Genomic DNA, 26,727 nt, shown 5'->3' on the forward strand with positions numbered 1-26,727 from the left:
GTATAATGTCGCGCAATTTTGCTTTGGCTCAGGTGAGAAGACCCATGTAACGCAACCCTCTTCCTCTCTCCACCGGCGGATCTGATGCCCGCCCGAGTGGCCCGTTGCGTATCCATGCCGGACCGTGAGTCAATGCGGCATCCCGGAATTATTCCCACGGTGGCCAAGGCCGCCGCCCAATAGAAGAACGTTGAATTATGTCAGCTGAATTTCTGAGTGAAGTCTCCAAGAGACGCACTTTTGCGATCATCTCGCACCCGGATGCGGGTAAAACCACCATCACCGAAAAGGTTCTGCTGTTCGGACAGGCCATTCAGCGCGCCGGTACCGTCAAGGGCCGTGGCTCGGGCCAGCACGCCAAATCCGACTGGATGGAGATGGAGAAGCAGCGTGGTATCTCCATCACCACCTCGGTGATGCAGTTCCCCTACGCCGACTGCTTGGTCAACCTGCTCGATACCCCGGGTCACGAGGACTTCTCCGAAGATACCTACCGTACCCTGACGGCGGTCGACTGTTGCCTGATGGTCATCGACGCCGCCAAGGGTGTTGAAGACCGGACCCGCAAGCTGATGGAAGTGACCCGGCTGCGCGACACCCCCATCCTCACCTTCATGAACAAGCTGGACCGCGAAGTGCGCGATCCCATGGAGGTCATGGACGAGGTGGAGCGTGAGCTCAACATCATGTGCGCCCCCATCACCTGGCCCATCGGTTGCGGCAAATCCTTCAAGGGTGTCTATCACCTCTACAAGGACGAGACCTATCTGTATCAGAGCGGTCAGGGCCACACCATCCAGGAGAAGCGGGTGGTCAAGGGGCTGAACAACCCCGAGCTGGACGCCGCCATCGGCGAGGATCTCGCGGCCCAGCTGCGGGGAGAACTGGAGCTGGTGCAGGGCGCCTCCCCCGAGTTCGATCACGACGCCTTCATCGCCGGCGAGATGACCCCGGTCTTCTTCGGTACCGCACTCGGCAACTTCGGTGTCGACCACATGCTGGACGGCCTGACCGACTGGGCGCCGGCCCCCATGCCGCGCAAGGCCGAGAGCCGCGAAGTGGTGGCGACCGAGGAGAAGTTCTCCGGCTTCGTGTTCAAGATCCAGGCGAACATGGACCCGAAACACCGCGACCGTATAGCCTTTATGCGCATCGTCTCCGGCACCTATTCCAAGGGCATGAAGATGCGCCACGTGCGCATCGGCAAGGATGTGAACATCTCCGACGCCGTCACCTTCATGGCCGGTGACCGGGAGCAGGCGGAAGACGCCTTCGCCGGCGACATCATCGGCCTGCACAACCACGGTACCATCCAGATCGGCGACACCTTCACCCAGGGTGAAGATCTCAAGTTCACCGGCATCCCGAACTTCGCGCCGGAACTGTTCCGCCGCATCCGCCTGCGCGACCCGCTCAAGCAGAAGCAGCTGCTCAAGGGGCTGGTGCAGCTCTCCGAAGAGGGGGCGGTGCAGGTGTTCCGTCCGCTTATCAGCAACGATCTCATCGTCGGTGCGGTCGGTGTGCTGCAGTTCGACGTGGTGGTCTCGCGCTTGAAAAGCGAGTACAACGTCGAGGCCATCTACGAGGCGGTCAACGTCGCCACCGCCCGCTGGGTGGAAGGGACCGACGTCAAGAAGTTCGAGGAGTTCAAGCGCAAGAACGAGGTCAACCTGGCTCTCGATGGTGGTGACAACCTCACCTACATCGCGCCGACCATGGTCAACCTGCGCCTGGCCCAGGAGCGTCACGCCGACGTCCAGTTCCGCCAGACCCGCGAGCACTGACAAGGGCTTGCCGACAGGCAGACAAGATAAAAAGAGACCCCGCTTCGGCGGGGTCTCTTTTTGGATGGCGAACAGGGCGCGGAGGGGGGAGAGCCGCCGTCACCCGTCGACAAGGGGAGCAATGCCCCCTATAAAGGAGGCTCACACATGATTCAGGGAGTGATGCATGTCGGTCGAACTGCCCGTCGAGGCACAATTTAACGCTTACAACGCCCACGATCTCGAGGCCTTCCTGGCCTGCTTCTCCGATGCGTTCAAGGGGTACCGGATGCCGACGGAGAGCCCGAGCACAGTGGGCAAGGAGGCGCTCAGCGCCTTCTATGCCGAACATCGTTTCAACAACCCGGCCTTGCGGGCCGAGCTGCTGGCACGCACCGTCATCGGCAACAAGGTGTTCGATCACGAGTTGATCTATGGCCTCTCCCCCGAGCCCATCGAGAGCATGGCGGTGTTCGAGGTGGAGGCCGGCCTTATCAAAACGGCATGGTTCTATTTACCCACCTGACAGGCGCCCAGCGCCCCTGTCTGCCCTGGCCTGATCACAAACGTCGTTCATTGATACAGGATGACGTCAGGCCTCGCCCTTCATGCTTCTTCGCGCCACTCGCCGCCCGGCTCTGAGCAACAGGCAAACAAAAGGGCGGTACCAGGGCCGCCCTTGTTCATCCAGTCTTTATGCTTCACGCCACAGGCAGGGTCTCGTTGGCGGCGAGCGCCAGCACCATGCAGATCTCGCAGGCATCGTGGCCGGTGCTGCCGAGCGGCCCCGGCAGGTGCTCGAAGCCCAGAGACTCGTAGAGCGCGGTGGCCTCGCGCAGCACGGCGGTGGTCTCCAGGTAGCAGCGCTGATAGCCGAGCGCGCGCGCCTCGTCCAGCGCCTGCAGCACCAGCCGCCGCCCCAGTCCCAGCCCGCGCAGGGAGGGCATGAAGTACATCTTCTGCAGCTCGCAGACTTGCCCCTCTTCCCCCGCCAGCGGCGCTATGCCGCCCCCGCCCAGAATGGAGCCATCGGGTCCCTCGATCACCCAGTAGCGGCTGCGCTCACCCAGGTAGGTTTCATGGAGAAAGTCGAGATTGGGATCCGCTACGCCGTAGCCCTTGTCGGCGGTGAGGCCGTATTCGGCGGAGACGGCGCGCACCACGGCAGCGATGGCAGGGTTATCGGCCTGGGTGATGGGGCGAATGCGATAGCCCTGCTGGCGACGGGCGCGGGAGAGGGCGCTGCGATAGAGGCGCAGGCCTTCCCACAGCTGCTCGCGCTCGGTGAGGGTGAGCTGGGCCAGGGTCTCCTCCATGGCGCTGTCCATCTCCTGATGCAGATCCAGCAGCTGAGCCTGGCCGGCGATGGTGAGGCGTGCCTCCTTGCTGCGACCATCGGACGGATGGGGATGCCAGCTGATGAGCTCGCGCTCGGCCAGGCGGGCCAGCGGGCGGCTGGCGTTGGACTTGTCGATGCGCAGCCGCTCCGCCAGTTGCTGATTGGTGGCGGGGCCGCTCTCCAGCTCGATCAGCAGATGGGCTTCGAGCGGGCTGAGCGCCAGTTCGCCGCACTGTTGGGAGAGCATGCCGAGTTCGCGAACCAGATCGCGCGACAGGGCGCGCAGGGGGCGGGGATCCATATCAGGGCTTCCTATTTGGTTGTCATCAACAACCAATATAGCCAACTAGTTGTTACTAGCAACTTTTTATTGGGTCAGAGAGGGATCACGGAACTGGCGGGCATGACGAGCGGGCACAAAAAAGGGCCCGAGAGGGGCCCAAACATTGGAAACCCGCGCGAGGGCGCGGATCCCATCCTTGGTCAGGCAAGGTACGGCGAGCGTTAGACCAGCTCGGCCAGCATGGTGTCGGCATAGGGCACCAGGGCGTCGCCCTGTTTCACCTTGGAGAGGTAGTCCGGGTTGGCGATGAGCGGGCGACCGATGGCGACCAGGTCGAAGCGGTCGGCCTCGATGGCCTCGGCTGCGGTCTCGGCGCTGTAGTTGCCCACCCCCACCAGATGACCGTCGTAGCGGGCGCGCAGGTAGTCGGAGGCGCGGCCGTCCAGGTAGTCGAAGGTGAGGCTGTCATCGAAGATGCCGAGGTGCACATAGGCCAGGTTGCGCTGGTTCAGTTCGCTCAGCAGGTGGTCGAACACGGCGCGATCCCGGGCATCCCCTTCGAGGTGCACATAGGCGCCGGGGGAGAGGCGCAGGCCCACCCGATCCCCGCCGATGCGGGCATTGATGGCATCCACCACCTCCAGCGCGAAGCGGCTCATGTTCTCGGGGCTGCCACCGTAGTTGTCGGTGCGCAGGTTGCTGGCGTGGTGCAGGAACTGATCGATGAGGTAGCCGTTGGCACCGTGGATCTCCACCCCGTCAAAGCCCGCCTCAATTGCGTTGGCGGCGGCCTGGGCGTAATCCTCGACCAGTTGGGCGATTTCGGTCTCGGTCAGGGCACGTGGCACCTGATAGACCAGCTCGCGCATGCGCGGCACCGTGCCCTCGTGGGCGACGGCAGAGGGGGCCAGCACTTCGGCGTGGTGGAAGAAGGGGTGGGAGAGACGACCCACGTGCCACAGCTGGGCGAAGATCTTGCCGCCCTTGGCATGCACGGCGCCGGTCACTTTCTTCCAGCCGGCGATCTGCTCGGCGCTGTAGAGCCCCGGGGTATTGGGGTAGCCCTGCCCGTCCGGCCGGATGATGGTGGCTTCGGAGATGATGAGGCCGATGTCGGCGCGGCGCGCATAATAGGCGGCCATCTGCTCGGTGGGTACCAGGCCCGGGCCTGCCATGCAGCGGGTGAGGGGAGCCATCATGAAACGGTTGGCGAGGGTGAGGGTGTCGTTGAGGCGATAGGGCTGAAACAGGGTATTCATGATCGTCTGTCCTGAGGGAGTGATTCTTGAACGTGCATTCAAGACGTTTTTTGTTTTGTGTGCAAGTCTTTTTTGAACGAGCATTCAACATGGGTTGGTGTTGCCGGCCCGCTGGGGTAAACTTGCCGCCCTCTTATTTCCCCTCGCCGGCCCCAGGCCGGTGAATCCGCTTTTTCAACGGAGAAACCATGCGCAGCGCCGAGTTCAACCGGGACGACGTCTTGCGAAATGCCATGGAGGCATTTCGGGCCAAGGGTTACGCCAAGACCACCATGCAGGAGCTGGTGGCGGCGACCGGGTTGCATCCGGGCAGCCTCTACGCGGCGTTTGGCAACAAGCGCGGCCTGCTGCTGGCGGCGGTCGACCACTATGTGCAGGAGAAGAGCGCCCTGCGGCGCAGCTTCTTCGCCGCCGCGAGCCCGCTGGCGGGGGTGCAGGCCTACCTCGAGCAGGTGGTGAACGACGCCCTCTGCGGCACCTGTCTGGTGACCCGCACCCTGATGGAGCTGGCGGAGCAGGACGAGGAGCTGCACCTGAAGCTCAAGGCCATCTACGGCGAGCTGGATGCGGATCTGGCGGCGGTGCTGAGCCTGGCCCTTGAGCGCGGCGAGCTGGCGGCCGGGCGTGACATCACGACCCTGACCGCCTTTTTGCTTATCAACATCCAGGGCCTGGTCACCTTCGCCCAGTGCCGCCCCGACCCCGTCCTGCTGGGCGGCGTGGTCACCCAGTTGATGACGGCCCTGCGGGCGTAATGCCTCGCCCATAAACAACCATGGCTCCCGCGGGAGCCATGGTTGTTTATGGGGAGGTCACACGCAGCCGGGTTGTTTGCTCCCTTCTCCCCTTGTGGGAGCCATGGTTGTTTCTGGGTATGTCACGCACAGCTGGGTTGTTTGCTCCCTTCTCCCCTCGTGGGAGCCATGGCTGTTTCTGGGGATGTCACACGCAGCCGGGTTGTTTGCTCCCTTCTCCCCTCGCGGTAGCCATGGTGGTTTCTGGGGATGCCACACGCAGCCGGGTTGTTTGCTCCCTTCTCCCCTTGTGGGAGCCATGGCTGTTTCTGGGGATGTCACACGCCGCCGGGGTGTTTGCTCCCTTCTCCCCTCGCGGGAGAAGGGTTGGGGATGAGGGGGAGGGCTCTGCTCAGCGCAATGAGAGCAAAAGAAGTTCCAGTACGGCCTCCATCCGACTCAACACATCGTTATTCCACACCCTGATCACCCGAAAGCCCTGCTGATTGAGGTAGGCCGTTCTTGCGCCATCATATTGCCGCCCCGCCGGTTCGTTGTGCTGTGACCCGTCTACCTCGATGATCAACCTCTGTTCAAGAGAGATGAAATCGACAATGTAGGGCCCGATGGGCATCTGGCGACGGAATTTCACCCCGACCAGACGGCGGTCGCGCAATTGCAGCCACAGCTTCTGTTCGGCAAGGGTGGCTTCTCGCCTCATTCGTTTGGCAAATGGATGGGTTCTCATGGTGCCTATCCAGAGCTATTTGACCCTATTAGATATAGCCACTCCCCGGTCTGGTGACTGAGTGGATTTCTTCCCCTCACCCTGACCCTCTCCCAGAGGGAGAGGGGACAGATCGAGTGACGGTGGGCATCTTGTCGGTCATCTCGGGCTTGAGTGGAGTTTTGTGACAATGAACGGATGAACTGATGAGTCGATCGTTGTGGGATGGATATGTTTCGCCCCGGCAAGGAGGCAGGCTGGCAGGTTGTCAGCCATGTCGCCAGTGGCACGGAACTAGCCCCCTTCTCCCCTTGCGGGAGAAGGGTTGGGCATGAGGGGGCACACGTTGCCGGGTTAATCCGGATTCACCAGCTCCTTCATCAAATCTTTCAGCCACACCAGCGCGGGTTGCTGTGCATGCACCGGATGCCAGACGCAGTTGAGGTGATAATCCGGCACATCTTCGGGCAGCGGCAGGCTTTTCAGCGGCCAGTGGCTGGCGAGCAGCTCGGCCACCATGCTGGGCAGAACCAGCAGGTGATCGCTCTGGCTGACGATGGCGGCGGCGGACATATAGCTCTGGCTGTTGACCGAGATGGTGCGACTGAAGCCCAGGGTCTTCAAATAGCGATCCAGGCTCGCCTCCGAGGTGCCAAGGGGCGAGTGGAACACGTGGGGCATCTCGATAAGTTGCGACAAGCTGATGCGCTCGGCCGGCAGCGCCGGATCATCCCCACTCTCGGCGAGCGTCGGGGTCGCCATCGGCAGATCGGCGCGCACCAGCCCGGCCAGCGGCTCGGTGAGCCAGGTCTCCTTGCCCAGATACCCAGGCACCTGCATGTATTCGTCAAAGCCCAGCACCAGGTCTATCTCGCCGCTCGCCAGCTCGGCTTCGGGCAGGGTGTCGCGCAGGATGCGGATCTCGATGGTGACCCCGGGGGCCAGCCGTTTGAGGCGCTGGATCAGGGGCGGGATGAGCACACACTCCACGTAATCCGTGGTGCAGAGCACGAAGCGGCGCTTCGACTGGCTCGGCTCGAACACCTCCTCGTCGCTGAGCTGCTGTTCCAGCAGTCGCAGCGCCTGCTGCACCCCCAGATGCAGCCGCTGGGCGCGCGGGGTTGGCAGCATCCCCTGCGGGGTACGCACCAGCAGCGGATCGCCAAAGAAGGTGCGCAGACGATTGAGCGCATGGCTCATGGCGGGCTGGCTGATAAAGAGGGTTTCGGCGGCGCGGGTGACGCTGCCCTGCGCCATCAGGGCGTCAAAGGCGAGCAGCAGGTTGAGGTCGAGCTGGTGCAGTTTCATCAAGATTATTTGCCAGGCTTATGGGACAATCCATCCTATTCATTTGATGGATGTGAGCGCAACTTCTTACACTGCGACCACTGTTATTTTTCCAGGATCCCCGCGCCGCGTTTTCACGCCTGCGGGGTCTCAATCCATGCAAGGAGCCTTGCGATGAGCATCAAGACCATGAACACCACGCCGGCCGCCGACGGCTTCACCATGCCCGCCGAGTGGGCACACCAGCAGGCCGTCTGGATGATCTGGCCGTTTCGCCCGGACAACTGGCGTGAGGCCGGTCGCTTCGCGCAAGTCACCTTCGCCAAGGTGGCGGATGCCATTGGGCAAGCCACCCCGGTCTTTATGGGGGTGCCGGCCCGGTTTATGGAGCAGGCTCGCGCCATCATGCCTGCCCACGTCACCCTGGTTGAAATGAACAGCGATGACTGCTGGGCCCGCGACAGCGGCCCCACCATCGTCACCAACGCGGCCGGCGAGTGCCGTGGGGTGGATTGGGGCTTCAACGCCTGGGGCGGTCACAAGGGCGGTCTCTACTACCCCTGGGATCAAGACGAGCAAGTGGCGGCCCAGATGCTGGCACAGCACGGCATGGCCCGTTACGACGCGCCGCTCATTCTGGAAGGGGGCTCCATCCACGTCGACGGCGAAGGCACCTGCCTGACCACCGCCGAGTGCCTGCTCAACGAAAACCGCAACCCGCACCTGAGCAAAGCGCAGATCGAAGCTCACCTGCGCGACTATCTGGGTGTGCAGAGCTTTATCTGGCTGGACGAAGGCGTCTACATGGACGAGACCGACGGCCACATCGACAACATGTGCTGCTTCGTGCGTCCGGGTGAAGTGGCCCTGCACTGGACTGACGACCAGAACGATCCCCAGTACGAACGCTCCGTGGCCGCCCTCAAGGTGCTGGAAGCGGCGGTCGATGCCAAGGGGCGCAAGCTGAAAGTGTGGAAGCTGCCCCAGCCGGGCCCGCTCTACTGCACCCAGGAAGAGTCTGCCGGCGTCGAGAGCGGTACCGGTGTGCCGCGCGAGGCCGAAGGTCGTCTGGCCGGCTCCTACGTGAACTTCCTCATCACCAACGATCGCATCGTCTACCCGCTGCTGGATGCCGCCACCGACGGCGAAGCCCAGCGCATTCTGGAAGAGATCTTCCCGGAGCATAAGGTCGTCGGCGTACCGGCCCGCGAGATCCTGCTGGGCGGTGGCAATATTCACTGCATTACCCAGCAGATCCCCTCAGGGAAATAAGCTGCAGGCTCGACTAACTCGACAGAACCCCACATCGTGGGGTTTTGTCTCTTGATATACGGGGGTCGGGAGCTGTAGCGGCTGCGACCACCCTGAAGCGATTCGCTGCGATATTGCCGCGTTAGCCGATATCGCACACCGTCACCCTTTACAGGAGATCCAAATGATCGAAGTGACCGAGGTTTCCATTGCCGAGCTGCGCGGTGCGCTCGAAGCAGGCCGCACCACAGCGGTCGAACTGGTCAAGGCCTATCTGGCCCGGATCAAGGCTTACAACGGCCCCGAGACCGACACCAAGCTCAATGCTTTGGTAGTGCCCAATCCCGATGCGCTGAAAGAGGCGCAAGCGTCTGATGAGCGCCGCGCCCGTGGTGAAACTCTGGGCCCGCTCGACGGCATCCCCTACACCGCCAAAGACAGCTATCTGGTCAAGGGGCTCACTGCCGCCTCCGGCAGCCCGGCCTTCAAGGATCTGGTGGCCCAGCGCGATGCCTTTACCGTTGAGCGGCTGCGCGCTGCCGGTGCCATCTGCCTTGGCAAAACCAATATGCCGCCGATGGCCAATGGCGGCATGCAGCGCGGCGTCTACGGCCGTGCCGAGAGCCCCTACAACGCCGACTACCTGACCGCGCCGTTTGCCTCCGGCTCCTCCAATGGCGCCGGCACCGCCACCGCCGCCAGCTTCTCCGCTTTTGGTCTCGCCGAAGAGACCTGGTCGAGCGGCCGTGGCCCGGCTTCCAACAACGGTCTGTGTGCCTACACCCCGTCCCGTGGCGTCATCTCGGTGCGCGGCAACTGGCCGTTGACCCCGACCATGGATGTGGTGGTGCCCTACGCCCGCACCATGGCCGATCTGCTGGAAGTGCTGGATGTGGTGGTGGCCGACGATGCCGATACCCGTGGCGATCTGTGGCGCCTGCAGCCCTGGGTGCAGCTGCCCAAGGCCTCCGAGGTGCGTCCGGCGTCCTACCTGGAGCTGGCTGTCAAGGCCGATGCCCTCAAGGGCAAGCGCCTCGGCGTGCCGCGCATGTTTATCAACAAGGATGAACTGGCCGGCACCAGCGATAACCCCGGTATCGGCGGCCCGACCGGTCAACGCATCCATACCCGCGACTCCGTGATTGCCCTCTGGGAGCAGGCCCGTCAGGCGCTGGAAGCCGCGGGCGCCGAGATCATCGAAGTGGACTTCCCGCTGGTCTCCAACTGCGAAGGGGACCGACCCGGTGCGCCGACCGTGTTCAATCGCGGCATCGTGAGCCCCGAGTTTCTCAACGACGAGCTGTGGGAGCTCTCCGGCTGGGCGTTCGACGACTTCCTGCGCGCCAACGGCGACCCCAAGCTTAAGCAATTGGCCGATGTCGATGGCCCCCAGATCTTCCCCCATGATCCGGGCACTTTGCCTAACCGCGAGGGCGATCTGGCGGCGGGCATGGAAGAGTACGTCAATATGGCCAAGCGCGGCATCAAGCGCTTTGACGAGATCCCCACAGTGCCGGACGGCCTGCGCGGTCTGGAAAAGACCCGCAAGCTGGATCTGGAAGACTGGATGGACGGGCTCAAGCTCGACGCCGTGCTGTTCCCCACCGTCGCCGACGTCGCCCCGGCTGATGCGGATGTGAATCCGGCCTCCGCCGATATCGCCTGGAGCAACGGCATCTGGGTTGCCAACGGCAACCTCGCCATTCGCCATCTCGGCGTGCCGACCGTCACCGTCCCCATGGGGGTGATGGCCGATATCGGTATGCCGGTGGGCCTGACCTTCGCCGGTCGCGCCTATGACGACAACAACCTGCTGCGCTTCGCCTCGGCCTTCGAGTCCACTGGCAGCAAGCGGATGGTGCCGCCACGCACGCCGCCGCTGGGTTGATTGTTTTTCTGAATTAAATACTCCGGTGTACCCCGTGATAGTAAAAATAAACTCACCATGCTATATGGCAGGTGAGTTTTATTTTTACTACGGGTAGATAAATAAAAGTTGGTTTAGGTGTAAAAGCTTCTTCTTACTCGTTAAAATATACAATAGTGATAATTTTACTGCGGAACAATCAATGTGTCAGCAATATACTGAACTTACACCTCGCTGATAAACCATTATTCCTGGATTGTAATGAATAACTCGCCACATAATAATGTGTTGCTTTTTGAAATTATTAAAGTAAATTATAGGGTGTTGCGTTTCTTGCTTGTTTCATAAGAAAATTCAGCAGAGGTATTATTAATTTTAGTTAATGTTATTGTGTATGTCTTATCATCTATATCTTTTTCGAAGGCATCACCGACCTTCATGGTTGGGTTGTTATAAGAGCCGCAGACCACTGATGCCCAATTATACATGGTTGTTGTTGATGTAACGCCAACCTTTATCTTTTTATTTCCAACGGGTAATGCTTGCCCCACAGGTATGTCTATAGTTGCTCCGACTAAAGATAATATCCTGTTGTTTGTTTGAGAAATTATCTCATCTTTTTCCTGTAGCGTTCTTTTGTATGTGTTTATTTCTTTTTCTTTCTGCTGCAGTAGTTTTTTATTATTATCTTGAATAGTGTTTTTTTCTGTTCTTAGTTGGTTAATGATTGACTGCATTTCTTGTTTTTCTTTAATTAGGTTTTCGTAATCATTAATTTTATCTAGTTTTTTGTTGAGTGAGTCAGACAATGTTGTTAGTTTTATTATTGCATCTTGTATTTTCAAATGATTGGCAGACTTATATTGCTCAAGCTCGTCAGCCATAAAGGCTCGGCCAACAGTCCATGCAGCACTAGCGCTGGTTGCACCTGCAATCCCGACCCAACTTAGAAGCATAATTATGCTTATGCCATTTTTTTTACTATCTTCTGACATGATTTTTTGACCGATGATTGTTGCTATTTATTTTATCTTGTGATTAAGGTGTAAATGTATTTCATATAGTTAAAATGTTCAATAGGTATTCCGAGATCGCATATATATGAATAGCAAAATGAATTCGGACGATCGCGAAAAGATAGTGGCCCAGAGGCAGTTGGAGTCCAAGATTTCCTGCTAGTCTCGCCATAACTCGATGCGTGGCGGTATGCGGACGATTACGCTGCGCTAATCGACCCTACATGATGTGGCTTATTGTTACCTCCCCCCTCATCCCCAGCCCTTCTCCCGCAAGGGGAGAAGGGAGCAAATAGGCTCCGCTGATTGTGCTTTACGTACGAGGTTCGGGTGGGGGTTTGGAATTGGCATGGGCCATCCCCTCTCCCTCGGGAGAGGGCTAGGGTGAGGGGCTGCTATCTGTGTTGTCGTTTCGTTTTGAGCCTTTACCTCTCTCCACTTCCCGCACCGTCGATCGCCATATTGGTCGTGGCTCGTCGCCGATTCCCCCCTGATTTTTCTGCATTCCCCCAGACTTCACCTTCTCTTCACACAACCTCATTTTCCCCTCACAAATCCCCCGTATCTTCTGCCCACTGCTTAAAAGGCCCGGCTTGCCACAGGGGTGGCGAGGGGGCGGTTGGTTCGAGGGAGCAAGATGATGAAAGGTTGGATAAAGTGCGGATTGGCCGGGGCCGTGGTGCTGATGGCGAGTTTCTGGGGTGGCAGCGTGCGGGCGGCGGGGATGTCGCTGACGCAGGTGAGCGGCCCTGTCTATGTGGTAGAGGACAACTACTACATACAGGAAAACTCCATGGTCTATTTCGGGGCCAGGGGGGTGACGGTAGTGGGGGCGACCTGGACGCCGGATACCGCCCGCGAGCTGCACAAGCTCATTAAACGGGTCAGCAGCAAGCCGGTGCTGGAGGTGATCAACACCAACTACCACACCGACCGTGCCGGCGGTAACGCCTACTGGAAGTCCATCGGAGCCAAGGTGGTATCGACCCGTCAGACCCGGGATCTGATGAAGAGCGACTGGGCCGAGATAGTCGCCTTTACCCGCAAGGGGCTGCCGGATTACCCGGATCTGCCGCTGGTGCTGCCCAACGTGGTGCACGAGGGCAACTTCACGCTGCAAGAGGGCAAGCTGCGCGCCTTCTACGCGGGCCCGGCCCACACGCCGGACGGTATCTTTGTCTACTTCCCCGATGAGCAGGTGCTCTATGGCAACTGCATCCTCAAGGAGAAGCTGGGCAACCTGAGCTTTGCCGATGTGAAGGCCTATCCGCAGACCCTTGAGCGGCTGAAAGCGATGAAGCTGCCGATCAAGACGGTGGTGGGCGGTCACGACTCGCCGCTGCATGGGCCTGAGCTTATCGATCACTACGAGGCGCTGATCAAGGCTGCGCCCCAGTCATAAGCCGGCGCGGCGGCAGCCGGATGACGCGCTGGACGCACGGTAAAAGAGGTGCCAGGCCGGGCGTTGCTGGCAGGGGGACGCCCTTGCCCCCTGTTTCGGGCTGTTCAAGGGCGGCCCCCTTTCATAAGATGGGCCTCTCTTCACGCAGTTAGCGGGCCTTTCGTGATGCACGCAATTCAAGACGAACAACCCGATTCACTTGGCCGCCTCAAGCAGGCTTTTATCACCGGCATGTGGGCGTCTCTTGCCAGCATCATCATCGGCTTCGCCTTCAAGGTGTGGCTGGCGCAGTGGGTGGCCAAGGGGGACCTGGCGCTGTTCAACAGCGTGGTGGATTTGATCTCGCTGTCCCTCATCCTGATGACCGGCTTTCGCTCCTCCATGGTGGTGAGCTACTCCCAGACCAAAAACGATCGGGACATCATCAATATCTTCCGCTACTTCCTCATCGGCATGGTACTGCTCACCTGGGGGCTGGTGATCCCCTACATCAAGCACGGGCTCCATATCCGGGCCGAATATCTGCAACTGGTGGGGGTCATCTTCGGGCTGGGGCTCAAGGTCTACTTCACCAATCTGGTGGCCATGTATCGGATGTACGGGATCTCCAACCGGGTCACCTGGCTGGAGCCGCTGGCCAATGGTCTGCTGTTTATGGCCTGTTATTTCGCACTTGGCCTTGATGCGCTTGCTTCGCTCTTCTACGGGCTGACCTTCTCCTCGCTCGGCATCGCCGGCTACATGTATCTGCACCGGCGTAGGGCCATCGCCACCCGGCCGCTGGCCAGGGTCGAGCTTGGCCCCGAGATGCGCAGCTATGTGAAGAAGAGCTTTACCGCGTCCCTCGAGGCGGGGGCCAGTATCCTGATGATCTACATCACGGTACTGCTCACCATCCGCCACTTCAGCCTCGACGAGCTGGGGGATTTTCAGGTGGTGGTGCGCCCCATCTTTACCTATATGACGTTGCTTTTCGTTTTCCCCATCTACCGCTTCGTGCTGCCTGAGCTGGCGGTCAATCTGCGCAGCGGCGATCACCGCCAGATCCGCCTGATCCGGCGCTGGATCTTCCGCCTCAGCGCCATCGTCAGCCTGGTGTTCTTTCTGGTGATGCTGCTGGCGGGCAAGCCGCTGGTGTCGCTGCTGTTCCCGGCCGATTACCTGGGCGCCGTGCCGGTGCTGCTGCACTTCTCCCTCTTCTTCATCTTTATGATGCTCAATGGCTACCAGCTTGCCTACATCAAGGCCCACGGCCACTTTACCCAGAGCCTGCTGATCCGGGCGGTGGGCATAGTGGCATTGGTGGCGGCCTACTACCTGGTGGCCCGCTTCACCACCAACGTGGTGGCCATTATCGTGGCGCTCGGCCTCGGCTATCTGGTGATGTTTGTGCTCTCCACCCTGGCCGAGCAGCGCATCCTGCGGGCCCTGCCGCCCGTGCTGGCCACCGATTCATAGCAGCCTGCGGTTAGCCGAAAAATAAAAAACGCCCGCTTGGGCGTTTTTTATTGGGTCGCGCTGCGGGTTACAGCAGCATGCCAACGGCCAGCCGGTTGAAGGCATTCATCAGGGCGGCCGCCAGAGTCAGGTCCGAGATCTCGCGATCGGAAAAATGGGACTTGAGCGGTGCGTAGCGCTCGTCCGGTGCGCCTGCCTCATGGACATAAGTGAGCGTCTCGGCCCAGGCAAGGGCGGCGCGCTCGCGTTCGCTGAACAGGTCGCTGACCCGCCATCCCGCCAGACAATCGAGTTTTTGCTGCGACACTTCGCACTCGCGCAGCGTCTTGGCGTGCTTGCCTAGGCAGAAGGCGCAGCCGTTGATCTGCGAGATGCGCAGATAGACCAGCTCCAGCAAGGGGGCGCCGAGGGGGCCTGCGGCCAGGGCGTCGCTGGTGGCGCGCAGCCCTTGATAGGCCTCGGCTGACAGGGTGGAAAAGGGAAGTCTTGGCTGAGTCATGGCAGTACTCCAAGGTGGTGTGGATCGGCAAGCCGGCTAAACAGGGGCTGCTGCGCCAGCAGCGCGCGGTTGGTGTCGATGGTCTGGCGCACCGCCTCGTCACCGAACACCAGTCCCTGCAGATAGAAGAAATGGATGTTGAACAGCCCCAGGGTGTTGAGCGCGTGGCGCAGGTAGGGGGTCAGGAAATCGGGTTGCCCGGCTCGCGGGCCCTGATGAAAGCCGCCCGATCCCACCAGGACGTAGACGGGGCGGTCGGCCAGCAGCCCCAGCTTGCCCTCGGCACTCGACCGGAAAGTGCGATGGATGCGCAGCACATAGTCAATCCACAGCTTGAGGGCGGCCGGCAGGGTGAAGTTGTGCAGCGGGGTGGCGATAAGCAGGGCATCGCTCTGCTCCAGCTCCCGGATCAGCGTCTCGGAGAGGGCCAGCTCGGGGGCGTCAAAGGGGGTGGTCGTGGTCAGCGCCTGTACATAGGCCTGGCTCAGCGCCGGCAGGGTGTCAGTGCCAACAGGGCGTTCGACCAGCGCGAGGGCCGGGTGCGCTTGTCGCAGACAGGCCACCAGATCCAGCGCCAACCGGTTGGCGTGAGAGGCAGTTCCCTGGGCGCTGGCGTTGATCAGCAGTACCTGGTTCATGGGCGCAGATCCTCGCAAAAGTGCATCCCGCGGGAGAGCAACCCGCAGCGAAAGTAGAAGCGCTGGGCCAGCGCATTGTGCAGGCCGGTATCGAGCACCAGGTGATCGCACCCCAGTCGCATGGCTTCGGCGCGCACGGCGTCCAGGAGCTGCGCCCCCAGGCCGCTGCGCTGCAGGTCGGGACTGACGACGAGGTCGTCGATATAGACAAAGCGTCCGTAGATGAGGTTCTCCTGCAGGCGATAGCCGGCCAGGCCGACGATGCGTTCGGCGTCCCGCACGGCCAGCAGGCGATAGCCTTGTTGCGTCTGCCTGGTGAGCTGCGCCACATAGCGCTCCGGGCTGCTGAGGTGGGGACGCAGCTGCTGCATCAGGGTGAAGCTGGCGGCAAAGGCCGCTTCGTCGTCGAGGGGGTGGAGGGTGTGTGCCACATCTGGTGTCCATGCTGGGGTGATGAGGCACTGTATGCCCGTCATGGACCCGGTCACAGGGCCAAAAAAGGTGTAAATGAGTAGGCCATGTGGCCGTGCGGAGGGAGCCTGGGCTCCCTCACCGGATCAGCGGCGGGCCTTGCTCTTGTTGCCAGCGAGCGCCTGCTTTCTGGCGCGCTGCTTCTGGGCTGCCTTGCTGCTGCGGCGCGGTTCGGGCTCGAAGCGGGTGAGATCCGGTTCAAAGCCCGGGAACCACTGCTGGGGCAGGCGGGTGTCGAGCACCGCCTCCACCTTCTCCAGCAGCGGCGCATCTTCCGGGCTGAACAAGGTGATGGCGAGCCCCTTGTTGCCGGCGCGACCGGTGCGACCGATACGGTGCACGTAATCCTCCGCCACAAACGGGAATTCCATATTGATCACGTAGTTGAGATCCGTGATATCGAGGCCGCGGGCCGCCACGTCGGTGGCAACCAGCGCCTGCAGGGTGCCGGCGCGAAACTCCAGCAGCACCTTCTCCCGCGCGCCTTGTGACAGATCACCGTGGAAGGCCAGCGCGTTGATGCCCGCCTTGCCGAGCTGCTGGGCCAGCTTGTCTGCCCCCTGGCGGGTGCGGCTGAAGATCAGCGCCGGCGCCCAGCCCTTTACCTTCAACATGTGCTCGACCAGCGCCAGCTTGCGATCGCCATCCACCGTATAGACCCGCTGCTCCACTTCGGCCGCCGTGGTGTTGCGCGGTGCCACTTCAATCAGTGCCGGGTCGTGCAGCAGCACCTTGCTCAAGGCAAACAGGTTGTCGTCGCAGGTGGCCGAAAACAGCAGGGTCTGGCGATCCGCCGGGATCTGTTTCAGTAGCGCCTTGATCTCGTCCATAAAGCCCATGTCGAGCATCCGGTCCGCCTCGTCAAACACCAGATGACGTAGTTCGGCCAGCGTGAGCGCCCCCTGGCGCAGGTGATCGAGCAGCCGGCCCGGGGTGGCGATCAGCAGATCCACCCCGGCTTTCAACGCCTCCACCTGTGCGGCTATGCTCACCCCGCCGTAGACCAGCGTGCTGGTGAGGTCGGAGCCCTTGGCGTAGCGTGTGACGCTCTCATGCACCTGCACCGCCAGCTCGCGGGTCGGCACCAACACCAGGGCGCGGATGGGGCGGGGGGCATCGCTCGCCGGGTGTTGCAGCAACTGCTCCAGCAGCGGCAGCACAAAGGCGGCGGTCTTGCCGGTGCCGGTCTGGGCGCCCGCCATCAGATCGCGCCCCGCCAGAATGAGCGGGATGGCGCCGGCCTGCACCGGGGTCGGCGCAGCGTAGCCAAGCTCGGTCAGGGTCTGCTGCAGGCGGGGGGAGAGCGCCAGATCGGCGAAGGAGGCAATGGACATAAGGGTACCCGTCGGGATGGGCGCGGCCACGCCGCGCTGGAAACAGTCTTGATGGCCGGCATGGTAACAGATGCGGGGCCGCGGGCAGAAGGCGCCGCCGGCTCAGCGGCAGTGAAACACCTCTTCCAGTGCATCGACCACGGCGCGCACCCGGCTGGCTTTTTGCAGGTCGGGGTGGAGCACCAGCCAGATGTCGACCGGATCGCACAGGGTGGGCAGCACGCGCACCAGTTCCGGCTCCTTGTCTGCCAGAAAGGTGGAGAGCAGGGCGATGCCGAGCCCCTGGCGAGCCGCCGCCAGCAACAGCAGCTGGGCGTTGCACTGCAGCACCACGTTGGGCTCGTGCAGCGGCTCCCCGCACAGGCTGTGCCAGTGGCGGGAGACCAGCTCCCTGGCAAACAGCAGCAGGGCGTGCTGGCTGAGGGCGTGGCCGCTCTTGGGCGTGCCGTGGCGGGCCAGATAGTCGCGAGAGGCATAGAGCCCCATCTCTATGGTGGTGAGGCGCTTGATCACCAGCTCGTCGTTGTCCGGGCGCAGCCCGCGAATGGCGAGATCGGCCTCCCGGTAGGCGATGTCGCTGACGCTGACCGCGGTCTGCAGGCTGAGCCGGATGCCGGGGTGGCGCTCGCGCAGCAGGGTGAGGGCGGGCAGCACGAAGGCCTGGGCCAGGGTGTCGGTGGTGGCGATGCGCACCTCGCCACACAGGCTCTGATCGCCGGCGCTCGCCTTGCGCTCGATGGCCTTGATGGCTTGCTCCATGGCGCTGGCATCCGCCAGCATGGCCTCGCCGAGGGGGCTGAGATCATAGAGCTTGGGGGTGCGGATAAAGAGTTTGGAGCCGAGGTTCTGCTCCAGCGCCGTGATGCGGCGCCCCACGGTGGCCTGATCGACCCCCAGTACGCCGGCAGCGCCGCGCAGGGTGCCCTGCCGTGCCAGTGCCAGAAAAAACCGCGCGTCGTCCCAGTTGATCATCGAGCCTCCCGTTTGTCAGCCCCTGTTGGAGCTTGCTCATTAGAAGCCAGCGCCGGCGGGAGCACAAGGCAAGAGTGCCCTTGTCGACATGCAGATAGATGCCACTGACATGCATTATTGAAGCAGGCTGATGCATTTGTGTCGCTGTCGAGGGGCCACGACGGGCGCTATCATGGCGCCTCTCGTCAGCGGCCTTGCCCGCCCTCATCGGAGCCTTGCATGTCATCATCTCTTTGCGCCGCCGCCCCCTCTACGGCGGCTACCTCCCATCGCGCCATCCTGCTGTTTCTGCCGCTGGCGCTGATGTCGGCGCTGCTCAACAGCAGCGTGCCTACCCCCCTCTATCCCCATTATCAGCAGGCGCTGGCCCTGAGCGATGTCAGCCTCACCCTCATCTACGGCGGCTATGCGGGCGGGGTGCTGATCTCCCTGTTCGGGGTGGGCAATCTGGCGGGCAGGGTGAGCGATCTGCGCGCCATGATCCTGCCGGCCCTGCTGGCGGTACTGGGGGGCGCCCTGCTGTTCTCTCTGGCGGACTCCTTCTGGTCGCTGCTACTGGCGCGGGTGTTGGCCGGGATCGGCACCGGCGCCCTGACCGGCGCCGCCAACGTGGCTCTGCTGCGCTTCGGCCCACGCGATGGCGGCAAGCGGGCCGCCCTCAGCGCGACCCTCTCCTTCACCGCCGGGTTGGCACTCGGTCCGGTGTTCAGCGGGTTGGCGCTGCAGCTGGAGTGCTATCCGACCCAACTGCCCTTCCTGCTCATCATGGGGCTGGCGGCCTGCGCCATGGCGGGGGTGGCGTTGAGCTGGCCCTCCCGCGCGCAAGGGGCGCCGGCTGCGGAAACGCAGCAGGGCAGGGGATCGCTGGGGGAGGGGCTCAAGGCCACCGGGGTGGCTTTCTTCATCTGTGCACTGGCGCTGTTTACCGCCTGGGCGGTGGCGGCCAGCCTGCTGGCCATCGGCCCCAAGGTGGCGAGCCAGCTGCTGGGGCTGCGGGATCTGGGCCTGTTCGGCTATCTCATCGCGGCCTACATGGTGCTCTCCGGCCTTTGTCAGCTCTGGGCCCGCCGGCTCGATGCCCGTCACACCATGCAAAGCGGCGCCCTGGCGCTGGCGCTCTGCATGCTGCTATTTGCCGGCGCCGTGCATGCCCAGTCGTGGTGGCTGGCGGTGGTCGGTTTGCTGGTGGCCGGTTACGCCCAGGGGGCGGTGTTCGTCGGCAGTGCGACCCTGGTCAACCGCATCGCGCCGGCTGCCAGCCACGCCCGGCTGGTGTCGCTCTTCTACGTGATCGCCTATGTGGCGAACTGGGTGCCTGTGTTGCTGGGCTGGGTCAGCGACGGGGCCGGCGTGCAGGCGGCGGTGGATCTGCTCACCGTCGGCAGCGTGCTGATCAGCCTGGGGCTGGCCTGGGCGGCCTGGCGCACCCGCTTCGAGCCGGCTGCCGGCTAGCGTGACTCAGTCGGCCAGCACCACCCGCTCGGCCGACAGATGGTGCATCCATTCGCGCAGGATCAAGAGGGCGGCGGCAAAGCGCCGGGTCTTGGGCAGGTTAGTGTGGCTCAGTCGGCCAGCACTACTCGCTCGGCTGACAGATGGTGCATCCATTCACGCAGGATCAAGAGGGCAGCGGCAAAGCGCCGGGTCTTGGGCAGATTGGCTGCGGCCAGCGGGTCACCCTCCACCATGGCGGCAAACTGGCCGAACAGCTGCTCCAGGCTCTCCCGGCTCAGTTCACGACTGCCGAGCACCTCGGCCAGCGGCAGCGGCGCCTGCAGGGTCACCACCTCATGGGGCGGTACCTCGGCGGCCAGCGGCATCAGCACGTCCTCCACCACCATGATGGCCTGCTCCAACTCCAGCGCGCTCGGCGGATCTCGGCGAAACGGGCCCGGCGTCATGGCTTCGAGGCCGAAGCCCAAGTCGCGGGTGAAGCGGGTGCCGTCGGCCCGGGTCAGCTGCAGCTGGCTGCTGTGCTCCCCCAGGCTGAGCAGGATGGCGGTCTGGTTGTGGGTCATGGGATCTCCTTGTAGCGGTCGCGACTCAGCCCTATCCATACACCCGCCGCGACCTGCTGGCGAGGGCTTTCGGCGCCCCCCATCCGGGGAATACGGCTTGCAATATGTGGTATCGATGGCATTCTGGATGTCTAGATGGTTATTTTGTCGTTACCTTCAGGAGTTCAGATATGGATATTCGTACCGCCCCGCGCGCGCTTGCGCTCGCCCTGTTGCTGGCCAGCGGCCTGGCCACCGCCAACGAGGCGCTGGTGATCCAGACCGACTTTGGTCTCAAGGATGGTGCCGTCTCGGCCATGAAGGGGGTCGCCTTCGGGGTGGACCGCACCCTGCCGCTCTATGACCTGACCCACGAGATCCCGGCCTACAACATCTGGGAAGCCTCCTACCGCCTCTACCAGACTCTGCAGTACTGGCCCAAGGGGACCGTGTTCGTCAGCGTTGTGGATCCGGGGGTCGGCACCGATCGCAAGTCGGTGGTGCTCAAGACCAAGAGCGGCCACTACATCGTCAGCCCGGACAACGGCACCCTGACCCTGGTGGCGGAGCACTTCGGCATCGATACCGTGCGCCAGATCGACGAGAAGACCAACCGCCTCAAGGGCTCCGAGAAGTCCTACACCTTCCACGGCCGCGACGTCTACGCCTACACCGGCGCCCGCCTCGCCTCCGGTGCCATCAGCTATGAGCAGGTGGGGCCCAAGCTGCCGGCCGAGGTGGTGAAGATCCCCTATCAGCCGGCAGTGGCCGAGCAGGACGGCACCCTCAGGGGCACCATTCCAATCCTGGACGTGCAGTACGGCAACGTCTGGACCAACATCGACGACAGCCTGCTGACCAAGGCGGGGATCAACAAGGGCGACAACGCCTGCATCAAGATCAGCGAAGGGGATGCGCTGAAGTACGAGGGCAAGGCCCCCTATGTCAGCAGCTTTGGCGATGTGCCGGAAGGCCAGCCGCTGGTCTACCTCAACAGCCTGCTGCAGGTGTCGGTGGCACTGAACATGGACAGCTTCGCCGCCCAACATCAGGTGCAATCGGGCGCCAACTGGCATATCAGCCTGAAGAAGTGCTCCTGACGACAAGCTGAGGTCACCGGGTGGCCGGTACACGGAGATAAAGAGGGCAGGCATCGACGGATGCCTGCCCTCTTGTCATGTCGCCCGAGGCAGGATGGTTGTTGTCAAAACACATATTTGTAAGATGATATTGATAATGATTGTCATTTGACTGGATAATCGCCGACTCCTCAGACCACTCACCCTTTGCACGATGAAAACCAGCCTCTTACTGGTCAGCCTGCTGATCCTTACCGCCTGCAATGACAACCATAGCCAGGCGCCCGTTCCCTCTGTGCCGGTGGTGACACCGCCCGTGGTAGAGCCGCCGGTAGAACCTCCGGTGGTGACGCCACCCACAGAGCCGCCGGTTGAGCCGGTACCGACCCATACCCGCAGCGAGTTGACCGTGCGGCTCGATGTGACGACCCGCCTGGGGCTGGGGGCCGCCCTGCTGCTGCGCCAGGCCGCTACCGGCATCGTGGTGAGCGGAGAGGTGGGGGAGGAGCGCCCCTTGGTCATGACGCTGCCGGCCGGTTTGCTGCTGGATCAGCCGCTGGAGCTGGTGGGGAGCGACGGCAGCTATATTCTGCGCGCCGCGACGGCCCGAGTGGCCGATCTCGGTGCCACGGCACTGTCGGCACGGCGCGCTGACGCCCCTTCCTTGCGACTGGATGAAGAGGAGACGGCGCTGTTCCTGCTGGCCGACCGCAATGGGGACGGCACTCTCGATCAGAGCGAGTGGGGGCAACTGGCAGAGATCCGTCTGCAACAGCAAACACTCATCCAGGACTATGCAGCCCTGTTGCTGGCCCAGCGCCAGCCGGGGGCCGAGCTCAACTATCCGGACAGCTGGCAGATGCTGCTGGCCCTGCGTGCCGATCAGGGGGAACGCAGCTGGTATCGGCGCAGCAACAGCGCTCCCATCGAGTCGGCGAGGCGGCTGCTCTATCCCGCCCAACCCAGTCAGCCCGACGAGCCGGAGACGGCCGAGCTGCTGCGCCTTGATGAGCAGGGCCGGCTGACGAGCGGCACTGACTGGCGTTGCCTTCACGATGTGCGCAGCACTGCCGGGGTCAAGGGCAGCCAGTATTGGCTGCACGCCAGCGGCAGCAGTGCGTTGCCGCAGGCCAGCCGTGCCGGGCTGGGGGTGGTGCCGACCGGCTGCGGACGCAGTGACTGGCGGCTGCCTGGCCTGGCCGAATTCGAACGGCTGCTGGCGGCGGACAAGCAGAGTTGGCGCTACCCCCACACCTTTGCCCTGGCTGTGCCGACCCGGATCTGGCTGCAGGACGGCGCCGGCCGCCCCGCTCTTTACCAGCCCGCCACGGGCAGCTGGCTCGAGGAGGGGGAGGGCAGCGTGATCTGGTATGCGCTGGCGCCCTATCCGGTACGCCCTTCGGTCATCCGTGACGACAGCATGCCCGACATGGCCGCCCTGCGCGCCCAGTATGCCGGCCCTGCCGCCCAATGGCCGGCGGCCAGGGTTGATGAGGGGGTCGAGTGGCAGGAGCTGGGGCCGCTGCCGGCGGTACCCTTCCCGGCTGACAACCCTTACAGCCGGGCCAAGGTGGTGCTGGGTCAGCAACTGTTCTTCGACAAGCGGCTCTCCCGGGCGCAAGACATCAGCTGTGCCAGCTGCCACGATCCGCAAAAGGGGTGGAGCGACGGGCTGAGCGTCTCGGTGGGCCACCAGGGGCAGAAGGGGACCCGCAACGCCCCCTCCATCCTCAACAGTGCCTTCAGCAGCAGCCAGTTCTGGGATGGCCGGGTCGCCTCGTTGGAGGAACAGTCCTTGCACCCCATCCAGAACCCGGTAGAGATGGCGCTGGATCACGACGAACTGCTGGCGCGTCTGCAAGCCAGCCGCGACTATCCGGCGGCCTTTGCCACGGCGTTCGGTGACGAGGGGATCAGCCTGGAGCGGATTGCCAAGGCGATCGCCACCTTCGAGCGCACCATCATCAGCCGCGACAGCGACTTCGAGCGCTTCGTCCAAGGCGACGGGCAGGCCCTAAGCGACAAGGCGCTGTGGGGGATGCACCTCTATCGCACCGATGGCCGCTGCATGAACTGCCACTCCGGGCCGCTGCTGAGCCAGTACCGGTTCGAGAGCGTGGGCCTGGCCTACTATGGCCGCAATCTGGAAGACCGCGGCCGCTTCCTGCACACCCGCCAAAAGGCAGACATGGGGCGCTTCAAGACCCCCAGCCTGCGGGACGTGGCGTTTACCGCACCTTATATGCACAACGGGGTCTTCCCCATCCTGGCGCAGCGCATCGGCAGTTCCGTGCAGGGGGTGGTGGCCATGTACAACTTCGGGGTGACCAAGTGGAGCAGCGGGGTGGGCTTCCCGACCGGGGTGGCACAGTACGATCCCTTCTTCCCGCAAGCCTCCGATCACCTGCATGCGCTCGGTCTCTCCAACGACGAGCTGGATGCCATCGGCGAGTTCCTGCGTAGCGTGTCTGCCGAGCCGAGGCGCACTCCGGCCACGGTCGCCGAGCTCGGATTGAGCGGGGTGGCTGACGAGGCACCGGTGCCTGCCATCGTGATCGATCTGCAGGTGACGCCGGCAGCGCCCCGGCTGGAAGTGGGCCAGGCGCTGGCTCTGCAGGCCGAACTGCGGCTCAGCGATGGCACGCGCAATCCGGTGCAGGGCCCCTTGCAGTGGCGCAGCATGACGCCGGAGCGGGTCAGCGTCGACGGCGATGGAGTGCTGCGCGCTCTGGCGGTGGGGCCTGCCCGGGTGCTGGTGAGCACGGGCGAGCGGATGCTGGAACTGGCGGTGCAGGTGGTGGATGCCCAGCCCGATTTCAGCCAGGGCTGCCGTCATCCCGAGCTGGCGGCGGGCGAGCTGATCTTCGTCTGTCCCCTGACTCGCGCGGAAGCGGACCGGCTGGCGCTGGCGTACGACGGCAGCGCCAGGGATGAAGATGGGGATTACAACCCCTTCCCCCACGACTATGTGGTGATGAATCAGGAACGGGCTCGCGACTACTGCCAGCAGCTGGTGGCGCGTGGCCACGATGATTGGCGCCTGCCGGCGGCCAGGGAGCTGACGGCGCTGTTTGCCGCCTATCATCAGGTCGGTGAGGAGATGAAGCTGCTGACGGAGCAGGGCTGGCCGCTCTACAGCCGGCTCTGGAGCAGCGATGCCCCCAACGACGACGGGGAGGCCCCTCTGCTCGATCCGGGCAGCGGCGAGCTCATCACGGATCTGCCGCAAGAGGCTCACGGCGTCGCCTGCGTGCGGGCACGTTAATAAACTCGAGTCATGATCTCGACAAGGGCGCTGCGGCGCCCTTTTCATGACCGGTTCTGCGGTGAGCCTTACTGCCCCTTGAGCGGGGCGGCTGCGGGTTGAAGCCGGATGGGCTGGGGTGGCAGCTCGCGGACGCTTACCACCACCTCATAGCGTTTGTCGGCTTCGGCCGGCGGAATGTTCTTGAACAGCGCCTGGGCGGTGGCCTGAGGATCCTGGCCCAGCTTGCTGGCGTGATAGAGGGGGGCGGGCAACGCCGGCGGGCGCACGTCGGGACGACCGGCTGGCGGGGCTGGCAGTTCGCAGGCCTGGGCCGACAGGCTGGCAAGTAGCAGGGTGAGTGCGAGGGGGTAACGTGACATGGGGATGACTCCATCCAGGGAAGATGGCCCATCAAACGCCAGGCGGGCCGCTAGCTCAACGGCTTTTACGCTCCCTTTTCACCCTCTTTACAGTCATGACAACGGGCGCCTGGGCGCCCGTTGTGGATCCTGACAACCGCGGGACTCAGAACTCGTTGGAGAGCGCCTTGTACCCCTTGACCAGATCGATGTTGGTGTGGGCCACGTCCTCGGAGAACTCGGCGGCATCCACCGAGACTCGCGGGATGTGGTCCAGATCGCTCTGCTGGTTGATGCGGGTGGTGGAGGGAACGTAGAACTCCGGCGGCAGATCGCAGCCGTCCACCACCGAGTTGTGGCGCACCACGGCGCCGTCACCGATGTGGCAGTTGAACAGCACGCTGTTGAAGCCGATGAACACCCGGTTACCCACTTCGCACGGGCCGTGGACTATGCTGCGGTGGGCGATGGAGGTGTACTCGCCGATGGTGACCGCAGCGCCGGACTTGGAGTGGATGACGACCCCGTCCTGAATGTTGGAGTTGGCGCCGATGACGATGGGCTCCATGTCGCCGCTGGCATCCACCTCGTCGGCGCGGATCACCGCATAGGGGCCGACAAACACGTTCTCCTTGATGATCACCTTGCCACAGATGATGGCTGTCTTGTCGATATAGGCTGACTCGTCGATGACCGGCAGATGGCCGGAGGGATTCTTGCGGATCATGTTACATCCTGTTGAAGAGGAAAGCGGACGGGAAACAGGCCGGACGTGCGGGCCCGCCGGAGAGTCAGCTTACGCCTCGGTGCCGGGAGGGGAAACCCTTTACTGGTCTGACCCCGACATTGGCCGGCGCCCCGGCAGGGTGTTCCCTTTGGGCAAAATATGGGAGCATGGCCGTTCCCGAGGGCGAAACGGCCCGCTCGACACTATTTGCATAACCCTGGATATCCAAGATGAAGAAGATTGTTGTGCTGCTCGGCATGCTGCTGGCCCCCTGGTTCTCCTCTGCCGTTCAGGCCAAAGGGGAGGCCGGCGCGTTTGACTATTACGCCATGGCGCTCTCCTGGTCACCGGAGCACTGCGCCATCAAGCCGGCCGACCGGGACCAATGTTCCCGCCAGCTGGGATTCGTGCTGCACGGGCTCTGGCCCCAGTACCAGCGCGGCTACCCGAGCAGCTGTACCCGCGAGCGGCTGGATCCGGCGATGGAGCAGCAGTTTGCCGGCCTCTATCCCAGCCGCTTTCTCTATCGCCATGAGTGGGAGAAGCACGGCACCTGTTCCGGCCTGAGCCAGCACGATTTTCATCAGCTGGCCAGCGACCTGCGCCAGAAAGTGAAGATCCCGGCCGCCTATCAGTCTCCCGCCGAGCCGCTGCGCAAGAGCCGCTTCCAGCTCAAGGCGGATCTGGCCAGTGCCAACGACTGGCTGGCGCCTGACAACATCACGGTGGCCTGCGCCGACGGTGGCCGCTTCCTGCGGGAGGTCTATATCTGCCTCAACAAGGAGGGGACCGATGCCGTCACCTGTTCCGACGAGATGCAAAAGCGCGAGTTGCGCTCCTGCGGCCAGCCGGACTTCCTGCTGCGCAGCGTACGTTGACCACTTGTCTTCATCAGGCCCCTCGCGGGCCTGATGTGCAATGAGGGTATGGGAAAGGAGTCTGATCAATGAAGAGCAAGCAAGGATTTTCGGGTGAAGAGCGGGCGCTGCTGCTCGGCGTGAAAGGGGTGGGGCCCACC

At 62.9% G+C, this 26,727-nt stretch carries 26 protein-coding genes (1 of these 26 only partly in view); 12 read left to right on the top strand and 14 right to left on the bottom strand.

Translation table 11 applies throughout. The annotated features are described in order from the left end of the window. Nucleotides 1-194 precede the first annotated feature (194 nt). Together prfC and CK627_RS07545 are read left to right on the top strand one after the other, a co-directional pair. A complete protein-coding gene (gene prfC / locus CK627_RS07540; protein WP_024941984.1) occupies nt 195-1,784 on the top strand; it encodes a peptide chain release factor 3 in 1,590 nt (529 codons plus the stop codon). Between the two features lie 166 nt (nt 1,785-1,950). Beyond that, nucleotides 1,951-2,289: a nuclear transport factor 2 family protein gene (locus tag CK627_RS07545; RefSeq protein WP_017780226.1), complete on the top strand. Its 339-nt coding sequence runs from the start codon at nt 1,951-1,953 to the stop codon at nt 2,287-2,289. Between the two features lie 175 nt (nt 2,290-2,464). Here the strand turns inward: CK627_RS07545 and CK627_RS07550 are convergent, their stop codons facing one another. Continuing rightward, entirely contained in the window at nt 2,465-3,403 is a 939-nt protein-coding gene (locus tag CK627_RS07550) for a bifunctional helix-turn-helix transcriptional regulator/GNAT family N-acetyltransferase (protein WP_041203432.1), read from the bottom strand. 203 nt (nt 3,404-3,606) lie between these two features. Beyond that, nucleotides 3,607-4,644, bottom strand: coding sequence for an alkene reductase (locus tag CK627_RS07555; RefSeq protein ID WP_167385304.1), 1,038 nt, complete (start codon nt 4,642-4,644; stop codon nt 3,607-3,609). A gap of 188 nt (nt 4,645-4,832) precedes the next feature. Here CK627_RS07555 and CK627_RS07560 point away from each other — a divergent pair, with 188 nt between their 5' ends. Further along, the gene (locus tag CK627_RS07560; protein ID WP_095592033.1) at nt 4,833-5,399 is read left to right on the top strand and encodes a TetR/AcrR family transcriptional regulator; all 567 of its coding nucleotides are present in this window, start codon (nt 4,833-4,835) and stop codon (nt 5,397-5,399) included. 391 nt (nt 5,400-5,790) lie between these two features. Here the strand turns inward: CK627_RS07560 and CK627_RS07565 are convergent, their stop codons facing one another. Further along, nucleotides 5,791-6,126 (bottom strand): endonuclease domain-containing protein, encoded by a 336-nt coding sequence (locus tag CK627_RS07565; RefSeq protein ID WP_095592034.1) that lies wholly within the window; start codon nt 6,124-6,126, stop codon nt 5,791-5,793. 333 nt (nt 6,127-6,459) lie between these two features. After that, on the bottom strand, nt 6,460-7,413 hold the full coding sequence (locus tag CK627_RS07570) for a LysR family transcriptional regulator (protein ID WP_167385415.1): 954 nt from the start codon (nt 7,411-7,413) through the stop codon (nt 6,460-6,462). A 153-nt stretch (nt 7,414-7,566) separates the two neighbouring features. Here CK627_RS07570 and aguA point away from each other — a divergent pair, with 153 nt between their 5' ends. Together aguA and CK627_RS07580 are read left to right on the top strand one after the other, a co-directional pair. Then, entirely contained in the window at nt 7,567-8,664 is a 1,098-nt protein-coding gene (gene aguA, locus CK627_RS07575; protein ID WP_095592036.1) for an agmatine deiminase, read from the top strand. 163 nt (nt 8,665-8,827) lie between these two features. Then, on the top strand, nt 8,828-10,531 hold the full coding sequence (locus CK627_RS07580) for an amidase (RefSeq protein WP_095592037.1): 1,704 nt from the start codon (nt 8,828-8,830) through the stop codon (nt 10,529-10,531). 293 nt (nt 10,532-10,824) lie between these two features. On the opposite strand, the gene CK627_RS22515 is transcribed toward CK627_RS07580, so the two are convergent. After that, nucleotides 10,825-11,505: a hypothetical protein gene (locus CK627_RS22515; RefSeq protein WP_157737158.1), complete on the bottom strand. Its 681-nt coding sequence runs from the start codon at nt 11,503-11,505 to the stop codon at nt 10,825-10,827. A gap of 658 nt (nt 11,506-12,163) precedes the next feature. Here CK627_RS22515 and cphA point away from each other — a divergent pair. Next, nucleotides 12,164-12,928: a CphA family subclass B2 metallo-beta-lactamase gene (gene cphA, locus CK627_RS07585; protein ID WP_095592038.1), complete on the top strand. Its 765-nt coding sequence runs from the start codon at nt 12,164-12,166 to the stop codon at nt 12,926-12,928. A 165-nt stretch (nt 12,929-13,093) separates the two neighbouring features. Further along, nucleotides 13,094-14,386, top strand: a complete 1,293-nt coding sequence (locus CK627_RS07590) for a lipopolysaccharide biosynthesis protein (protein ID WP_095592039.1) — start codon at nt 13,094-13,096, stop codon at nt 14,384-14,386. A gap of 67 nt (nt 14,387-14,453) precedes the next feature. Here the strand turns inward: CK627_RS07590 and CK627_RS07595 are convergent, their stop codons facing one another. The 5 genes from CK627_RS07595 to CK627_RS07615 all read right to left on the bottom strand — a co-directional run bounded on the left by CK627_RS07595 (nt 14,454) and on the right by CK627_RS07615 (nt 18,300). Continuing rightward, the gene (locus tag CK627_RS07595; RefSeq protein ID WP_005308985.1) at nt 14,454-14,885 is read right to left on the bottom strand and encodes a carboxymuconolactone decarboxylase family protein; all 432 of its coding nucleotides are present in this window, start codon (nt 14,883-14,885) and stop codon (nt 14,454-14,456) included. After that, nucleotides 14,882-15,523: an FMN-dependent NADH-azoreductase gene (locus CK627_RS07600; RefSeq protein WP_095592040.1), complete on the bottom strand. Its 642-nt coding sequence runs from the start codon at nt 15,521-15,523 to the stop codon at nt 14,882-14,884. Before CK627_RS07600 ends, CK627_RS07595 begins: the two co-directional genes overlap by 4 nt. Next, nucleotides 15,520-15,954, bottom strand: a complete 435-nt coding sequence (locus CK627_RS07605; RefSeq protein WP_095592041.1) for a GNAT family N-acetyltransferase — start codon at nt 15,952-15,954, stop codon at nt 15,520-15,522. The genes CK627_RS07600 and CK627_RS07605 overlap by 4 nt, the downstream gene beginning before the upstream one ends. 126 nt (nt 15,955-16,080) lie before the next feature. After that, a complete protein-coding gene (locus tag CK627_RS07610) occupies nt 16,081-17,328 on the bottom strand; it encodes a DEAD/DEAH box helicase (protein WP_095592042.1) in 1,248 nt (415 codons plus the stop codon). A 102-nt stretch (nt 17,329-17,430) separates the two neighbouring features. Then, a complete protein-coding gene (locus CK627_RS07615; RefSeq protein ID WP_017764057.1) occupies nt 17,431-18,300 on the bottom strand; it encodes a LysR family transcriptional regulator in 870 nt (289 codons plus the stop codon). Nucleotides 18,301-18,519: 219 nt separating this feature from the next. On the opposite strand from CK627_RS07615, the gene CK627_RS07620 reads away from it, so the two are divergent. Beyond that, nucleotides 18,520-19,752 (top strand): MFS transporter, encoded by a 1,233-nt coding sequence (locus tag CK627_RS07620; protein ID WP_095592043.1) that lies wholly within the window; start codon nt 18,520-18,522, stop codon nt 19,750-19,752. A 6-nt stretch (nt 19,753-19,758) separates the two neighbouring features. Here the strand turns inward: CK627_RS07620 and CK627_RS22520 are convergent, their stop codons facing one another. Together CK627_RS22520 and CK627_RS07630 are read right to left on the bottom strand one after the other, a co-directional pair. After that, the gene (locus CK627_RS22520; RefSeq protein WP_157737159.1) at nt 19,759-19,908 is read right to left on the bottom strand and encodes a hypothetical protein; all 150 of its coding nucleotides are present in this window, start codon (nt 19,906-19,908) and stop codon (nt 19,759-19,761) included. Further along, on the bottom strand, nt 19,863-20,318 hold the full coding sequence (locus tag CK627_RS07630) for a hypothetical protein (RefSeq protein WP_010635074.1): 456 nt from the start codon (nt 20,316-20,318) through the stop codon (nt 19,863-19,865). Before CK627_RS07630 ends, CK627_RS22520 begins: the two co-directional genes overlap by 46 nt. A gap of 170 nt (nt 20,319-20,488) precedes the next feature. Between CK627_RS07630 and CK627_RS07635 the strand changes: the two genes are divergently transcribed. After that, the gene (locus tag CK627_RS07635; protein ID WP_017788712.1) at nt 20,489-21,397 is read left to right on the top strand and encodes an SAM hydrolase/SAM-dependent halogenase family protein; all 909 of its coding nucleotides are present in this window, start codon (nt 20,489-20,491) and stop codon (nt 21,395-21,397) included. 193 nt (nt 21,398-21,590) lie between these two features. Beyond that, nucleotides 21,591-24,641 (top strand): cytochrome c peroxidase, encoded by a 3,051-nt coding sequence (locus CK627_RS07640; protein ID WP_095592044.1) that lies wholly within the window; start codon nt 21,591-21,593, stop codon nt 24,639-24,641. 68 nt (nt 24,642-24,709) lie between these two features. On the opposite strand, the gene CK627_RS07645 is transcribed toward CK627_RS07640, so the two are convergent. Then, the gene (locus tag CK627_RS07645; RefSeq protein ID WP_005309011.1) at nt 24,710-25,003 is read right to left on the bottom strand and encodes a hypothetical protein; all 294 of its coding nucleotides are present in this window, start codon (nt 25,001-25,003) and stop codon (nt 24,710-24,712) included. Nucleotides 25,004-25,148: 145 nt separating this feature from the next. Next, a complete protein-coding gene (locus CK627_RS07650; RefSeq protein WP_005309014.1) occupies nt 25,149-25,709 on the bottom strand; it encodes a carbonic anhydrase in 561 nt (186 codons plus the stop codon). A 230-nt stretch (nt 25,710-25,939) separates the two neighbouring features. Here CK627_RS07650 and CK627_RS07655 point away from each other — a divergent pair, with 230 nt between their 5' ends. Next, nucleotides 25,940-26,587, top strand: coding sequence for a ribonuclease T2 family protein (locus tag CK627_RS07655; protein ID WP_010635071.1), 648 nt, complete (start codon nt 25,940-25,942; stop codon nt 26,585-26,587). Between the two features lie 68 nt (nt 26,588-26,655). Then, nucleotides 26,656-26,727, top strand: partial view of a Pathogenicity locus gene (locus CK627_RS07660; protein ID WP_065017934.1) — the 5' portion only. Its footprint extends 213 nt past the window's final position; 72 of the gene's 285 nt are visible here — the first part of the coding sequence; it begins with the start codon at nt 26,656-26,658; its stop codon lies beyond the right edge, outside the window.

The organism is Aeromonas dhakensis, from assembly GCF_002285935.1.
GTDB lineage: Bacteria > Pseudomonadota > Gammaproteobacteria > Enterobacterales > Aeromonadaceae > Aeromonas > Aeromonas dhakensis.